The 14,405-nt window shown below is 70.8% G+C and carries 15 protein-coding genes and 1 pseudogene; 10 read left to right on the top strand and 6 right to left on the bottom strand.

Going from position 1 to position 14,405, the window contains the following annotated elements; translation table 11 throughout:
- Positions 1 to 65 precede the first annotated feature (65 nt).
- From ACGFWE_RS03380 to ACGFWE_RS03355, 6 genes are all read left to right on the top strand, one after another.
- Entirely contained in the window at positions 66 to 1,805 is a 1,740-nt protein-coding gene (locus ACGFWE_RS03380; protein WP_393597508.1) for an FAD-dependent oxidoreductase, read from the top strand.
- A gap of 51 nt (positions 1,806 to 1,856) precedes the next feature.
- Positions 1,857 to 2,726, top strand: a complete 870-nt coding sequence (locus tag ACGFWE_RS03375; protein ID WP_352384650.1) for an intradiol ring-cleavage dioxygenase — start codon at positions 1,857 to 1,859, stop codon at positions 2,724 to 2,726.
- Complete coding sequence (locus tag ACGFWE_RS03370; RefSeq protein ID WP_393597506.1) at positions 2,723 to 3,790, top strand: maleylacetate reductase; 1,068 nt, start codon at positions 2,723 to 2,725, stop codon at positions 3,788 to 3,790. Before ACGFWE_RS03375 ends, ACGFWE_RS03370 begins: the two co-directional genes overlap by 4 nt.
- A 43-nt stretch (positions 3,791 to 3,833) precedes the next feature.
- Entirely contained in the window at positions 3,834 to 4,748 is a 915-nt protein-coding gene (locus tag ACGFWE_RS03365; RefSeq protein WP_393597504.1) for a YceI family protein, read from the top strand.
- 50 nt (positions 4,749 to 4,798) lie between these two features.
- Positions 4,799 to 5,206, top strand: coding sequence for a DUF3224 domain-containing protein (locus tag ACGFWE_RS03360; RefSeq protein WP_393597502.1), 408 nt, complete (start codon positions 4,799 to 4,801; stop codon positions 5,204 to 5,206).
- Between the two features lie 148 nt (positions 5,207 to 5,354).
- Positions 5,355 to 6,461, top strand: a complete 1,107-nt coding sequence (locus ACGFWE_RS03355; protein WP_393597500.1) for an NAD(P)/FAD-dependent oxidoreductase — start codon at positions 5,355 to 5,357, stop codon at positions 6,459 to 6,461.
- 111 nt (positions 6,462 to 6,572) lie between these two features.
- On the opposite strand, the gene ACGFWE_RS03350 is transcribed toward ACGFWE_RS03355, so the two are convergent.
- Positions 6,573 to 7,250: a LuxR C-terminal-related transcriptional regulator gene (locus tag ACGFWE_RS03350; protein WP_393597498.1), complete on the bottom strand. Its 678-nt coding sequence runs from the start codon at positions 7,248 to 7,250 to the stop codon at positions 6,573 to 6,575.
- A 216-nt stretch (positions 7,251 to 7,466) separates the two neighbouring features.
- Between ACGFWE_RS03350 and ACGFWE_RS03345 the strand changes: the two genes are divergently transcribed.
- Positions 7,467 to 8,318, top strand: a complete 852-nt coding sequence (locus ACGFWE_RS03345) for a hypothetical protein (protein ID WP_393597496.1) — start codon at positions 7,467 to 7,469, stop codon at positions 8,316 to 8,318.
- Between the two features lie 36 nt (positions 8,319 to 8,354).
- Here the strand turns inward: ACGFWE_RS03345 and ACGFWE_RS03340 are convergent, their stop codons facing one another.
- Positions 8,355 to 9,200, bottom strand: a complete 846-nt coding sequence (locus ACGFWE_RS03340) for a helix-turn-helix domain-containing protein (RefSeq protein WP_393597494.1) — start codon at positions 9,198 to 9,200, stop codon at positions 8,355 to 8,357.
- Between the two features lie 103 nt (positions 9,201 to 9,303).
- On the opposite strand from ACGFWE_RS03340, the gene ACGFWE_RS03335 reads away from it, so the two are divergent.
- Complete coding sequence (locus tag ACGFWE_RS03335) at positions 9,304 to 10,011, top strand: SDR family oxidoreductase (protein WP_393597492.1); 708 nt, start codon at positions 9,304 to 9,306, stop codon at positions 10,009 to 10,011.
- Between the two features lie 18 nt (positions 10,012 to 10,029).
- On the opposite strand, the gene ACGFWE_RS03330 is transcribed toward ACGFWE_RS03335, so the two are convergent.
- The 3 genes from ACGFWE_RS03330 to ACGFWE_RS03320 all read right to left on the bottom strand — a co-directional run bounded on the left by ACGFWE_RS03330 (position 10,030) and on the right by ACGFWE_RS03320 (position 12,209).
- Complete coding sequence (locus ACGFWE_RS03330; RefSeq protein WP_352384665.1) at positions 10,030 to 11,223, bottom strand: CaiB/BaiF CoA-transferase family protein; 1,194 nt, start codon at positions 11,221 to 11,223, stop codon at positions 10,030 to 10,032.
- 130 nt (positions 11,224 to 11,353) lie between these two features.
- A complete protein-coding gene (locus ACGFWE_RS03325; protein ID WP_352384667.1) occupies positions 11,354 to 11,620 on the bottom strand; it encodes a hypothetical protein in 267 nt (88 codons plus the stop codon).
- A 130-nt stretch (positions 11,621 to 11,750) separates the two neighbouring features.
- Positions 11,751 to 12,209: a MarR family transcriptional regulator gene (locus ACGFWE_RS03320; RefSeq protein WP_352384669.1), complete on the bottom strand. Its 459-nt coding sequence runs from the start codon at positions 12,207 to 12,209 to the stop codon at positions 11,751 to 11,753.
- A gap of 148 nt (positions 12,210 to 12,357) precedes the next feature.
- Between ACGFWE_RS03320 and ACGFWE_RS03315 the strand changes: the two genes are divergently transcribed.
- On the top strand, positions 12,358 to 12,711 hold the full coding sequence (locus ACGFWE_RS03315; protein ID WP_393597489.1) for a hypothetical protein: 354 nt from the start codon (positions 12,358 to 12,360) through the stop codon (positions 12,709 to 12,711).
- Between the two features lie 17 nt (positions 12,712 to 12,728).
- On the opposite strand, the pseudogene ACGFWE_RS03310 reads toward ACGFWE_RS03315, so the two are convergent.
- Positions 12,729 to 13,248: pseudogene (locus ACGFWE_RS03310) on the bottom strand (PucR family transcriptional regulator); the annotation flags it as partial.
- A 178-nt stretch (positions 13,249 to 13,426) separates the two neighbouring features.
- Between ACGFWE_RS03310 and ACGFWE_RS03305 the strand changes: the two are divergent.
- Complete coding sequence (locus tag ACGFWE_RS03305; RefSeq protein WP_352384672.1) at positions 13,427 to 14,395, top strand: TerC family protein; 969 nt, start codon at positions 13,427 to 13,429, stop codon at positions 14,393 to 14,395.
- Positions 14,396 to 14,405 lie beyond the last annotated feature (10 nt).

The raw sequence follows: 14,405 nt of genomic DNA, 5'->3' as shown, positions 1-14,405 counted from the left end.
ACATCGCCGCACCGGGCCATGATCGAGACTGTCAGCAGTCCGTGAGCCCCCGCCAGGAGCGTGCCGTGTCCACCGTCGTCGAGACCGACGTCCTGATCGTAGGCAGCGGCCCGGCCGGAGCCTCGGCCGCGCTCGCCCTGAGCACCTACGGCGTGCCGAACATCGTCGTCACCCGCTACGCGAGCCTCGCCGACACCCCCCGCGCGCACATCACCAACCAGCGCACGATGGAGGTGCTGCGCGACCTGGGCGTCGAGCAGGACGTCATCGCGCGGGCGACCCCGCAGCACCTGATGGGCAACACCACCTTCTGCACGAGCCTCGCCGGCGAGGAACTCGGCCGGGTGCGCTCGTGGGGCAACGATCCGCTCGTCCAGGCCGCCCACGAACTCGCCGGACCCACCCGCATGTGCGACCTGCCGCAGCACCTCATGGAGCCGGTCCTCGTCGACGCGGCCGTCGCCCGCGGCACCGGCCTGCGCTTCGAGACCGAGTACCTCTCGCACACCCAGGACGCCGACGGCGTCACGGTCACCGTGCGGGACCGGCTGCGCGGGGACACGTACGAGATCCGCGCCAAGTACCTGATCGGCGCGGACGGCGGCCGCTCCAAGGTCGCCGAGGACGTGGGGCTCCCGATGGGCGGCCGGATGGGCGTGGCCGGCAGCATCAACATCGTCTTCGAGGCGGACCTGACCAAGTACACCGCCCACCGGCCCGCCACCCTCTACTGGGTCCTCGCCCCGGGCGCCACCGTCGGCGGCATCGGCGCGGGCCTGGTGCGCTGCGTACGGCCGTGGAACGAGTGGATGATCGTGTGGGGGTACGACGTCACGGCGGGCGCCCCCGACCTGACCACGGAGTACGCCGAGTCCGTGGTCCGCCGGCTGGTCGGTGACGACGAGATCCCCGTGACGATCACGTCGTCCTCGGCCTGGACCGTCAACGAGATGTACGCCGAGACCTACTCCCGCGGCCGGGTGTTCTGCGCAGGAGACGCCACCCACCGGCACCCACCGTCCAACGGCCTCGGCTCGAACACCTCCATCCAGGACTCCTACAACCTCGCCTGGAAGCTGAAGCTCGTCCTCGACGGCACCGCCGCCCCGAAGCTCCTCGACACCTACACCGCCGAACGCGCCCCGATCGGCAAGCAGGTCGTCACCCGCGCCAACCGGTCCATCGGCGAGACCGCCCCGATCTTCGAGGCCCTCGACAGACTCTCCCCGCAGACCCCCGAACAACTGTGGGCCAACATCGCCGCCCGCAAGGACACCACCGAGGCCGCCGCGAAGCAGCGGGCCCGGCTCCGCGAGGCCATCGCCTTCAAGGTGTACGAGTTCAACGCGCACGGCGTCGACCTCAACCAGCGCTACGCCTCGCATGCCATCGTCCCCGACGGCACCCCCGCGGAGACCTTCGCCCGCGACCCCGAGCTCCACCACCAGCCCACCTCCCGTCCCGGCGCCCGCATCCCGCACGCCTGGATCACCTCCGGCTCCCGCACCCTCTCCACGCTCGACACCGTCGGAAAGGGCCGCTTCACCCTGCTGACCGGCATCGGCGGCGAGGGCTGGGTCCGGGCCGCCGAGGCACAGGACGTGGAGATCGCCACCGTGGTAGTCGGTCCCGGGCAGGAGTACGAGGACCCGTACGGCGACTGGGCACGTCTGAGCGAGATCTGCGACGCCGGCGCCCTGCTCGTACGGCCCGACGGCTTCGTGGCCTTCCGGCACGCGACCGCGGCCCCGGACGCCGAGGCGCTGCTCACGGACGCGCTGCGGCGGATCCTCGGTCACGCCTGAGAACGCGCGACCATGGCAGAAGCGGAACGCCGTCGAGAACGAGGAGCCGGGATGACCACCGACGCGATCGGAAGCAGCGTCACCGAGGAGGCCCTCGCCGGCCTCCACGCGACCACCGATCCACGCCTGCGCGAACTGCTCGCCGGTCTGATCGGTCGTCTGCACGACTTCGTGCGCGAGACCCGGCTCACCCGGCAGGAGTGGGAGAAAGCGATCGCCTTCCTGACGGCGACCGGGCAGAAGTGCACCGACACCCGCCAGGAGTTCATCCTCCTCTCGGACGTCCTCGGCGTCTCCATGCTGGTCGAGACACTCAACAGCGACCGCGTACAGGGCGCCACCGAGTCCACCGTGCTCGGCCCCTTCCACATGACCGAGTCGCCCGTGCGGGAACTCGGCGACGACATCGACCTGGTGGGCGGCGCCGAGCCGTGCGTGGTCAGCGGCCGGGTGCTGTCGGCGGACGGCACCCCGCTGCCCGGCGCCGTCCTCGACGTCTGGCAGGCCGACGACCGGGGCTTCTACGACGTCCAGCAGCCCGACGTGCAGCCCGCGGGCAATGGACGCGGACTGTTCACCGCCGACGCCGAGGGCCGCTTCTGGTTCCGCACCTGCGTCCCGGCGCCGTACCCGATCCCCACCGACGGCCCGGTCGGGGACCTGCTCCGGGCGACCGGCCGGCATCCCTACCGGCCCGCGCACATCCACTTCATCGCCGCCGCCGAGGGCCATACCCCCGTCACCACCCACATCTTCGTCGCGGGCAGCGACTACCTCGACTCCGACGCCGTCTTCGCCGTGAAACAGAGTCTGGTGCAGGACTTCGCGACGACCGACGACCCGTCCCTGGCCTCGGAGTTCGGCATCCCGAACCCCTTCCGGCACGCCCGCTTCGACCTCGTACTGGAGCCGAACGCATGACGTTCCCGGGCGACTTCACCTACGAGAGCCGGCCCGGGCGGGTCGTCTTCCGGCCCGGGGCGGCCGTGACCGCGACCCCTGCGGAGGCCGAACAGCTGGGTCTGCGGCGGCTGTTGGTGGTGTGCGGCAGCCGGGGCGAGGCCGTCGCGCGGGCCGTGGCGGACGCCCTCGGGAGCTCCTGCGCGGGGCTGCACGCCGAGGCCCGTATGCACGTACCCGTCGAGGACGCCGACCGAGCCGTGGCGGTGGCACGGGCGGCCGGGGCCGACGGTGTCGTCGCGGTCGGCGGCGGCTCGTCCATCGGCCTCGGCAAGGCGATCGCCCTGAGCACCGGACTGCCGCTGATCGCCGTGCCGTCGACCTACTCGGGCTCCGAGATGACCCCCGTCTGGGGCCTGACCGAGGGCGGGGCCAAGCGCACCGGCCGCGACCAGAGGGTCCAGCCCCGCAGTGTCGTCTACGACCCCGAGCTGACCCTCTCCCTGCCGGTGCCGCTGACCGTGACCAGCGGCATCAACGCCCTCGCGCACGCGGTGGAGGCGCTCTACGCTCCGGACACCTCGCCGCTGATCGCCCTGATGGCCCAGGACGGCGTACGGGCGATGGCCGAGGCGCTGCCCGCGCTCGCCGCGAATCCGCAGGACCTGGACGCACGGGGCCGGGCCCTGTACGGCGCGTGGCTGTGCGGCACCTGCCTCGGGGCCACGACGATGGGCCTGCACCACAAGCTCTGCCACGTCCTGGGCGGCACCTTCGGTCTGCCGCACGCCGAGACGCACACGGTCGTCCTGCCGTACGCGCTCGCGTACAACGCTCCGGCCGCTCCCGATGCGTTGATCGCGCTGGGCCGGGCACTCGACGCCGATGACCCGCCAGGAGCCCTGTGGGACCTGGCCGGACGCCTGGGCGCTCCGCGTTCCCTCGCCGAACTCGGTCTCCAGGAGACCGACCTGGCTCAGGCGGCCGCACAGGTGGCGGGGCAGCCGTACGCCAACCCCCGTCCCGTGACGGCGGACGGTGTGCGGGCGGTGCTCCGGGCGGCCCACGAGGGCCGTCGGCCGTGAGGCCCGCAGCAGTACAGCAAGTCCCCGAAGAAAGGTGAACATCATGGCCCTCGCACTCCTCCGGCGTCGGCGGTCCAAGGCTGCCCTTGCCGAGGCGGCGGGCCTCTCCGTCCCCCTCCCCGAAGGCGCCGGCGCCGTGGCCCGTGAGGTCGTCGACCCGATGGGCTCGCCCATGGCGGGCGCCGACGTCACCGTCACCGCCCTGGACACGCACCGGGTCGCCGCGCGCGGCACGACCGATCCCTACGGCTACTTCGTCGCCGTACTGCCGCCCGGCCGCTACAGCCTGATGGCCGCGGCCGAGGGACTCCAGCCGCACCGCGAGACGGTCGAGGTGGGGCCGTACGGTGTGACGCCCACCGAACGGGTCTGGCTCCAGCCGGCCCAGGCGCTCCAACTGCCCGCGCCCGGCGTCTGGTTGTTCGATCCGCCGCACACCGCGATCCGCTTCATCGCCAAGCACGTCGGCATGGCCCATGTGCACGGCCGCTTCGAGCGTTTCGAGGGCGGCATCCAGGTCGCGCAGGACATGTCCCAGTCCCGGGTCCAGGTCCGCATCGACGCCTCGAGCATCACGACGGGCAACACCACTCGCGACAACCACCTGCGCTCCGGTGACTTCCTCGACGTGGAACGCTTCCCCCACATCGACTTCGTCAGCAGCCGCTTCGCCTACCGGGGCGGCAGCAAGTGGACCCTGCAGGGTTCCCTGACCATGCACGGCGTGAGCCGCTCGGTCGCCCTCGACACGACCTACCTGGGCACGGTCAACGGTGGCTACGGCGAGGAACTGCGCTGCGCGGCCCTCGCGACGGCGGAGCTGCACCGCGAGGACTACACCCTCAACTGGCGGTCCATGCTGGCCCGGGGCATCGCGGTCGTCGGCCCCACGGTCCAGCTGGAACTGGACGTCCAGGCGATGTACCGCACCCACGACACGCCGACCCCGCCGGAGTAGCCGCGAGCGGCCGGCCGGGCATTGTCGGACCCGGCCGGTACCGTCGGCCCATGAGAGCAGACGGAACATTCAGCGTGAAGGCGTTCGTCCCGACCGAGCTGAAGCCCGAGCCGGCCGTGGCCACCGGGCTCCCGGTCGGTGTCGCGACGCTGGAGAAGCACTTCGAGGGCGAGATCGCCGGCCGCTCGGCGACCCTGTTCACCGCCGCGTACGACCAGGAGTCCGGCGTCGGCACCTATGTGGCCATGGAGTCCTTCGAGGGCTCGGTGCACGACCGGTCCGGCGCCTTCAACTTCGCGCACTCGGCGACGACCTCCGGCAGCGACCGCACCGCGGAGTTCTTCACGATCGTCCCCTCCAGCGGCACCGGGGAGCTGGCGGGTATCACCGGCACCGGGGGCCTCTCGGTCGACGCCGACGGCACCCACCGGATCTGGCTCGACTACGAACTCGGCTGACGCCCGGTCAGGCGAGAACTTCACGGAAAGCACACAGGACCCCACCGTAACTTTATGTTTCAAGCGTTACGCTCACCGGCATCCGAGTGCCCGGGGGAGCGGCTCGTCCGTCATGGCACTCCCTCCCCCCACGGCACAGGAGACCGGCGTGAGTGACGGCGACGTAGTGGTGATCGGCGGCGGCTATGCGGGCGTCCGGCTGGCGAAACGGCTGGACACGACAGCCCGGGTCACGCTGGTGGACCGCAAGGAGGTCTTCTTCCACCGTATTTCCTCCCTGCGGGCGGGAGTTCGCAGGGAGTGGAGCGCGACCCCCTTCATCCCCTACGACCGGCTGCTGCGCCACGGCCAGGTCGTCGTGGGCAAGGTGGTCCGCATCGACACCGCCGAGCGGCAAGTGGTGCTGGCCAACGGCACGCGGCTGCCCTACGACGTGGTGGTGATCGCCACCGGCGCCGACTACCCGGAGCCGGCCCGCTTCGCAGGAACCACCACCGAGGAGGCGATGAAGTCCTTCGCCGAGCACCAGCAGAAGATCGCCTTCGCCGAGCACGTCCTCGTCGTCGGCGGCGGGCCCTCCGGCGTCGAACTCAGCGCCGAGATCCGGCTGGCCCGGCCGGACGCCCGGGTCACCCTCGCGCACGCGGGTCCCGCACTGCTCGCCAGCACGGGCAGCGAACGGGCCGGACGCAAGGCGCGCGAGTGGCTGGAGGCGCACGACGTGGAGGTACGGCTCGACTCCTTCATGGCCCCGGGCAACGACTTCGGTACCTACCGGGACGCCCGCGGCGAGGTCATCACCGCGGACCTCTCCTTCTGGGCGACCGGCACCACTCCCAACACGCTCTGGCTGCGCCTGGGCGGACACGGCGACTGGCTGACCCCCTCCGGGCATGTGAAGGTCGACCGGTCACTGCGGGCCGAGGGGCAGCTGGACGTCTTCGCGGTGGGCGACGTCAACGACGCCACCGAGCTCAAGATCACCCCGGCGGCGCTCGCCCAGGCCGACCTCGCCGCCTGGAACATCCGTGCCCACCTGCACAGTTCGGGCCGGCACCGCAAGGAGCCCCGCTTCTACCGGCCTTTCCACCGCACCCCGCTGATCGTGCCCTTCGGCCCGGCCGACGGGGTGACCATGCTGCCCGTGCCGGGCGGTGAGACGGCGGTGCTCGGCAGCCGCACCAGCACCCTGGCCAAGGCGAAGACCCTCATGACGCCCTACATGCGACGCCAACTCGGCTATACGGCGGCCTGATCGACGACGGCCGCCTCGGACCAGGCCCAGCATGAGCGGGCCTCCGGGACCGGCGGCACGGAGTGGGCGTCGCGGACCTGTCCACTGGGGAGGTCCGTCAGGCGGGCCTCTTCACGCGTGCAGTACGTGCTGCGTGGGCCGGACCAGGCCCGACTCGTAGGCGAAGACCACCGCCTGGACCCGGCCGCGGGCGCCGATCTTGGTGAGGATGTTGCTGACGTGCGACTTCACGGTGGTCGGGGCGATGGAGAGCCGGTCGGCGATCTCGGCGTTGGAGTCCCCGGAGGCCACCGCGGTGAGCACATCGCGTTCGCGTCCGGTGAGGGTGTCGAGCCGGTTGCCCGGGACGGAGTCCTCGACGGCGCTCCGGCTGCGGACGGCGTCGATGAGGGCGCGGGTCAGTCCTGGGGAGACGACGACGTCACCGGCGGCCACCACCCGGACGGCCGCGACCAGTTCGTCCGCGGTGGCGTCCTCCGGAAGATGTCCGGCCGCTCCGGCACGCAGGGCGCCGTACGGGTAGGTGTCGTCGCCGGTGGTGAGCAGCAGGACGTGCGGGGCGTGCCCGTCCGGCGCGTGGGCGAGACGGCGGACGGTCTCGACGGTGTCCGCGCCGGTGCTGCGGCCGTCCAGCAGGACGACGTCCGGCCGGAGCAGCGCGCTCAGCCGGACCGCCTCCGGCCCGCGCGCCGCCTCGCCGACGACGGTCAGATCGGACTGGGAGTCGAGGAGCATGCGGAGGCCGACCCGCTGAAGGGACTGGCCGGTGGCGATGAGGACGCTGGTCATGGCGTGCTCCATTCTCGTCCAGCGGACAAGCTGCTGAACGAAACGGTTTCGTTCTCGTGGGGATCAGCGTAACTCCCGAGCAATCGATACGGGAGCGTATCGATTGTGGGGTGGCTCACATCCCAGCCGTGTTTTCCGTCCGCGGTCAGGGGCAACCCGGGGCGGCCCGGCGGCGACCCTCCCAGTGAATCCCGTCCCACGAAGGGAGTTCACTCCATGCCCACCCGCATCGCGCGTCTCGTCACCGTCCTCGCCGCCCTGTTCGCGGTACTCGCCACCCCCGCTGTCACGGCGCCCCCCGCACAGGCGGCCGCCAACTGGAACCCGCCCGCAGGTCTCGTGCAGCCCCTGGGCGAGGTGTGGAACCACGTCGAGTCGACCTACTCCGACCTCTACGGCTTCCGCAACTACGGCTGGGACCAGGTCATGGCCAACAAGGGGAGCGTCAACTACTGCGTCCGGTGGGAGTCCGACGCCCCGGTCAGCGTCGCCCTCCGCGACCAGGTCCACGCCGCGCTGAAGAAGCAGTTCGGCAAGTGGATGGCGGCCATGCTCGACAACGGCACCGGCACCAACGCCTGGCCGTACACCACCGTGCCCGTCAACATCGTCGGCTGGGCGGTGAAGAACCGCTCGACCCTGCAGTGGACCGACAACTCGGTCGACATCTACGCCGGGAACCTCGACGAGGGCGGCGCTCCGCAGTGCGCCCCCGACTGCGGCCGTTTCTTCCACCAGGACGGCAACTACACGAAGTGCCCCGGCGGCGCGGTCCGCCACTACGACCAGTCGCTCTGGCTCACCAAGGGCTTCCAGGGCGGCGCGGGCGGGGACTGGGGCCAGCGTGTCGGCCAGGAGTACTTCACCGGGGCCCTCGCCCAGGAGGACATCCACATCTACCTCCACGAGGTCGGCCACACCTTCGGCCTCGACGACTTCTACGACTGGACCCCGACCGGCCAGTGCTGCTTCCTGATGAACGCGGGCAGCGCGACCCGGATCACCGACTTCGACAAGTGGATGCTGCGCGACTTCTGGCGCCACCTGAAGAGCCGGTACGGCTACTGAGGGCAGGGGGCGGCCGGCGGGGAAGCAGAAGCTCCGCTAGCCGCTCTCCACCAGGTTCTGCGTGCCGAGCACCGAGATCAGCCGCAGCTTCTCGGCGGCCTCGGTGCCCGGCTCGGCCGAGTACACGAGGATGTGGAGGTCGTTCTCCTCCACCCGGAGCAGGTCGCAGTCGAGCGTGAGCGTGCCGACCTGCGGATGCTCGATCGTCTTGTGCGAGGCGGCGAGACGGCCCACCACCCCCGCGTCCCACAACCCGGCGAACCTCTCGCTCCGCGTACGCAACTCGGCGATGAGGGTGATGAGTTGACGGTCCGCGGGATAGCGGGCGGCGGCCGCGCGCAGTTCGGCGACCATGCCCGCCTCGAAGTCACGCCGTTCCTCCGGGGTGTGCCGTACCCGGGTCGGCATGCCGGTGAAGTTGCGCCACACGCCGTTGCGTTCGAAACCGCGCAGGACGGACGGATCGCCCATCAGGGCCGCGTACATCGGATTGGCCAGCAGGAACGTCATGGCCGCGTCGGAGACCGCGACGGGAGTGTCCACCAGCCGGTCGAGGAGGCGCTGCACGCTGGGCGTGATGAAAGCGGGCACGACCTCAGGGCCCGGCGGTACCAGTCCCGCGAGACCGAAGAGGTACGTCCTCTCGTCCGCCGAGAGCCGCAGTGCCCGGGCCAACGCCTCGACCACCTGCACGGACGGGTTGGCCGCACGCCCCTGTTCGAGACGCGTGACGTAGTCGACCGAGATGCCGGCCAGCAGGGCCAGCTCCTCGCGCCGCAGCCCGGCCGCCCGCCGATGGCCCCCCGAGGAGAGCCCCGCCGCGTCCGGGGCGACCCGGTCGCGCCAGCGCCGCAGCGCCTGTCCCAGTTCTGTTGCCGCCATGCTCCTCAGTGAACACCGCCGGCCGCCGACGTGCCTGGTACCGGCAGTCCCAGGAAGAAGGGTCTGCTGGCTGACCCCGCCGCGCTCCAGCAACCTGGTCGGCATGACGACAACACTCATCACCGGAGCGAACAAGGGTCTCGGTTTCGAGACCGCCCGCCGACTCGTCGCCGCGGGGCACACCGTCTATGTCGGCGCCCGTGACGTCGAGCGCGGCCGGCGCGCCGCCGACGCGCTCGGGGCACGGTTCGTCCAGCTCGACGTCACCGACGACGCCTCCGTCGAGGCCGCGGCCAAGACCCTTCAGACCGCGGGAGGCCTGGACGTCCTGATCAACAACGCCGGTATCGAGACCCGCACCGAGGACAACAGCGTGCCGGTCGCGGAGACGGTGACCGCCGACCACATGCGCACCACCTTCGAGACGAACGTCTTCGGCGTCGTCCGCGTCCTGCACGCCTTCCTGCCGCTGCTCCAGCGCTCGGCCGCCCCCGTCGTGGTCAACGTCAGCAGCGGCCTGGGCTCGCTGACCCACCTCTCCGACCCGGACCACCCCGCGCACTTCTACCCGGGCATCGCCTACCCGACCTCCAAGACCGCGCTCAACATGCTCACCGTGCAGTACGCGAAGGCGTTCCCGGCCATGCGGATCAACGCCGTGGAGCCCGGTTTCACCAAGACCGACCTGAACGGCAACACGGGCACGCAGACCGTGGCGGAGGGCGCCGAGATCATCGTCCGCATGGCGCAGGTCGCCCCGGACGGCCCGAGCGGCGGCTACTTCGACGCCAAGGGCCCGCTGCCCTGGTGAACCCGGGTGAAGCGGGGGTCAGACGACCCCGTCCGCACGCAGCGCCGCGATGTCCTCGCCGGTACGGCCGAGCTGCGTGAGGATCGCCTCGGTGTGCTCGCCCACCCCCGGCACCGGGTCCATGCGGGCGGGCAGTCCCGCCAGGTCGGCCGGAGGCAACAGCGCCTCCACCGTGGCCCCGCCGGGGACGGCGACCTCGTGCCAGCGGCCGCGGGCGGCCAGGACCGGATGGTCGAGGAACGCGGCGACGTCATTGACCCCGGCGCAGGCGATGCCGATGCCCTCCAGGTCCTTCAGGACCTCCGCGGCCTCGGAGCGGGCGATCCGCTCGGCGACCACGGCGTTGATCTCCTCGCGGTGGGCGACCCGGGCCGAGCCGGTGGCGAAGCGCGGGTCCTCGGCCAGCTCGGGCCGCCGCAGGAAATCGGCGCACAGGACCGTCCACTCGCGTTCGTTCTGGATGGAGAAGAGCACGTCGTTGCCGTCGGCGGCCGTGAAGGCGCCGTACGGGGCGATCGTGGCGTGCTGGGTGCCCAGACGCGGTGGCTGGCTGCCGCCGTAGCGCGTGTAGTTGGCCGGCTGGCCCATCCACTCGGCCAGTGCCTCGAACAGGGACACCTCCACGGGGTGGGCCCTGCCGGTGGTGGCGCGGGTGTACAGGGCGGTCAGGATGCCGCTGTAGGCGTACATCCCGGCCGCGATGTCGGCGACGGAGATCCCGACCCGTGCGGTCTCCTCGGCGGTCCCGGTCAGCGACACCAGACCCGTCTGGCACTGCACCAGCAGGTCGTACGACTTGCGGTCGGCCCACGGCCCGTCGGTGCCGTACCCGGAGATCGTGCACGGGATCAGCCGCGGCCGGCGCTCGGCGAGAACGTCCACGCCCAGGCCCAGCCGGTCGGCCGCGCCCGGAGCGAGGTTCTGGACGAACACATCGGCGCCGTCGAGGAGTTGGTTGAGGATCTCGAGGCCGCGCGGGTCCTTCAGGTCCAGGGTGAGCGACTCCTTGGACCGGTTGAGCCAGACGAAGTAGCTGGAGTGGCCGTGCACGGTCGTGTCGTAGCGGCGGGCGAAGTCACCCTCGCCCGGTCGCTCCACCTTGATCACCCGGGCGCCGAGATCGGCGAGTTGGCGGGTCGCGTAGGGTGCGGCCACCGCCTGCTCCAGGCTGACCACCGTGATCCCGGACAGGGGTAGCTGCGGCACGCTCATGCGGCCTTTGTACGGCCCGATCCGAGAGGGTGTCAACGACGGCCGGCCCCCGCGACCTGTGCGTTCGTCACGGCACGACGTCCCGGCGAGGTCGCCCGAGCCCCTATGTACGGCCCTTTCGGCCTGGCGCTCAGTTCTCGCGGCCCGGGTGGCAGAGCACCATGACCGCGCGCGCGACGAGTTCTCCGGCCCCGCCGAGTTCCTGACGGTAACGGTCGGTGATCTCCCGTACGGCCTCCACGAAGCCGGGGTCTACGGCGCGGGCCCTGGCCGGGGCGGGGAGCTCCTGAGCCATCTCACGACGGCGCGCCAGCAGCGCGATGATCTCCTCGTCGAGACGCTCTATCCGAGTGAGTGACATGTCTTCGTCGGGGGTGGTGGCCTGGCTCGCCGTCACGCTGGTCTCCGTTCCTCTGCGCGGAATGTGTCGCGTTCCTTCACCGCTGGTCCTTGAAGACCTTGCCCATGGCGGCCGTCGACAATTCCCGGGAGACGCAGTCGGGCCAGGCCGATGAGCTGGGGATGGCTCAGGCCGGTACGCCGTGGGCCTCCAAAGCCCGTACCAGGGGAGCGAGTTCGGGGTTGGCGGCAGCCTGGTCGAGGGCCTCGCGCAGGGCCTTCTCGTTGGTGGGGCGGGCTTGTTCGAGGAGGGTGCGGCCGGCGTCGGTGACGTCGGTGTAGATGCCCCGGCGGTCGGTGGGACAGAGGTAGCGGGCGAGCAGGCCGCGGTCCTCCAGACGGGTGACCAGGCGGGTGGTGGCGCTCTGACTGAGGACGACGGCGTCGGCGACCTGCTTCATCTGCAGGTGTCCGCCCTCGCCGTCGTGCTGGCGGCCCAGGACGTCGAGCAGGGAGTACTCACGCACACTGAGGTCGTGGGCGGACTGCAGGGCCTTCTCGATGTGCGCCTCGATCCGCCCGTGCAGCAGGGAGAGCGCGCACCACCCCTGGGCGAGGGCGGTCAGCGCGGGGTCTGTGGCGGTCATGGGGCCTGCTTCCTCCGTCCCGATACGGACGTCCGATACGGATGGGCCCAGGATATTGCATCGCTGAAACTTTCAGCGTCTGCTTCTATAGTGCGCGCGCAACTATCGCCTGCCCCGTACGCGTCCACACCCGCAGAGAGCGACTCCGATGACCACCCGGCCCTCCACCACGACCCTCTGGCGCCCGACCGGCCCCAAGGAACTCGACCTGGTCCGGGAACTCGACTGGCGCGCCTGGCCACCGAGGCTGCCCGGGCAGCCGATCTTCTACCCGGTCCTCAACGAGGACTACGCGATCAGGATCGCCAGGGACTGGAACGTCAAGCACGACGGCGCCGGCTTCGTGACCCGCTTCGAGGTCGAGGCGGACTTCCTGAGCCGTTATCCCGTCCAGCAGGCGGGTGGTCGCACGATCCTCGAACTGTGGGTCCCCGCGGAGGAACTGGACGACTTCAACGCGCACATCGTCGGCCGGATCGAAGTCGTGCACGAGTTCCGCTGACTCCCGCACTTCCGCTCTGGCCGTGCCAAGTGCCGCATCATGAGTGCCAGTTGCAGCCGCAGCCGCCCCTGAGGTGTGCGCAGGGACCAGCCGTGTGGAGTGGTGGACGTTGATCTCGGCGGCAGCCCGCCCGCGGGCTGGCCGTCGAGACCACGGCGTGCAAATGTGGCGAGCAGCCAGGGCGTGCCCGCCCCGCCGCCTCCAGCACCTGGACGCCGGGCGGCGGCTCCGCGTCCGGCGCGACGAGGCCGGCCAGCAGCGCGATGCCGCCCAGTTCCTCGGCGTGGACGACCGTCGGCCCAGGATCCTGAGCGGTGCCCTCCGCGGTGACCGCAGCGCGGTGCGGGCGTCCGCCCAGGACCGCGGCAGATCGAGCACGCGCCCGGCGGGGCCCACCCCGACCCGCCCCGCGGGCAGTTCGGCAGCGAGACCTCGGGGGCACCCTCCGGCCCCGGCACCGGGCGGTCCTCCACCTCGAAGAACCCGCCCAGGGTCAGGTCCTGGTCGGCCGGCATCTCGATGCCCGGCCCCCCGACGCACGACGTCGATCTCGTCCATGGCGAGACTCGGCGAGATCACGTCCTTGATCTTCTGTTGTGTTCCGGCGTGACCTGCGGTTCCTTGCCATCGCGTGACCTGTTGTTCACCTCTTGTAGGTGGAAGGGATCCCCGGTGATGGCAACGCTGTCGGTGCCCCCCATGCACAGGAGAACCAGTGAACGTCTCGCTCACCGTCTGGCTGCTGACCGTCGTCGCCCTGTGCGTCCTGGTCGGCGCCGACTTCTTCATCGGCCGCAGACCCCACGACGTGTCGGTCAAGGAGGCCGGCGTCTGGACCGTCGTCTGGGTCGTGCTGGCCTGCCTCTTCGGGCTCGGGCTGTTCCTCTTCGGCGGGGGTAAGCCCACGGGCGAGTTCTTCGCGGGATACGTCACCGAGAAGTCCCTGAGTGTCGACAACCTCTTCGTGTTCGTCCTGATCATGGGGAAGTTCGCAGTGCCCTCGCAGTACCAGCAGCGGGTGCTGATGGTCGGCGTGGTGATGGCGCTCGTGCTGCGCGCCGGGTTCATCGCGGCCGGAGCGGCGATCATCTCCGCGTTCTCCTGGGTGTTCTACCTCTTCGGCGCCTTCCTGATCTGGACCGCCTGGAAGCTCGTCCAGGACGCCCGCAAGGACGCGCATGACGAGGAGTACGAGGAGAACAAGCTGCTGAAGATGGTGGAGAAGCGTTTCGGCGTGGCGGACCGCTATCACGGCACCAAGCTGTGGATCGTGGAGAACGGCAAGCGGGTCATGACCCCGATGCTGGTCGTGATGCTCGCCATCGGCTCGACCGACGTGCTCTTCGCGCTCGACTCGATCCCCGCGATCTACGGCCTCACCCAGGACCCGTACATCGTCTTCACCGCCAACGCCTTCGCCCTGATGGGCCTGCGCCAGCTGTACTTCCTCATCGGCGGCCTGCTGAAGAAGCTGGTCCACCTCAGCTACGGCCTGTCGATCATCCTGGGCTTCATCGGCGTCAAGCTGGTGCTGCACGCCCTGCACGAGTCGGGGGTCCACGTCCCCGAGATCGGCATCCCCTTCTCCCTCGGCTTCATCGTCCTCGTCCTGGCGGTCACCACCCTGACGAGCCTGCGCGCCGCGAAGAAGCAGGAGCAGGCGGAGGCGGAACCCGTGAGGTGACGGGGATCCA

This window comes from Streptomyces sp. NPDC048523 (assembly GCF_043199815.1).
Taxonomy (GTDB): Bacteria; Actinomycetota; Actinomycetes; order Streptomycetales; family Streptomycetaceae; genus Streptomyces.
Note: the sequence above shows the minus strand (reverse complement) of the source record. Positions and strands in the feature narration are given on the sequence as shown.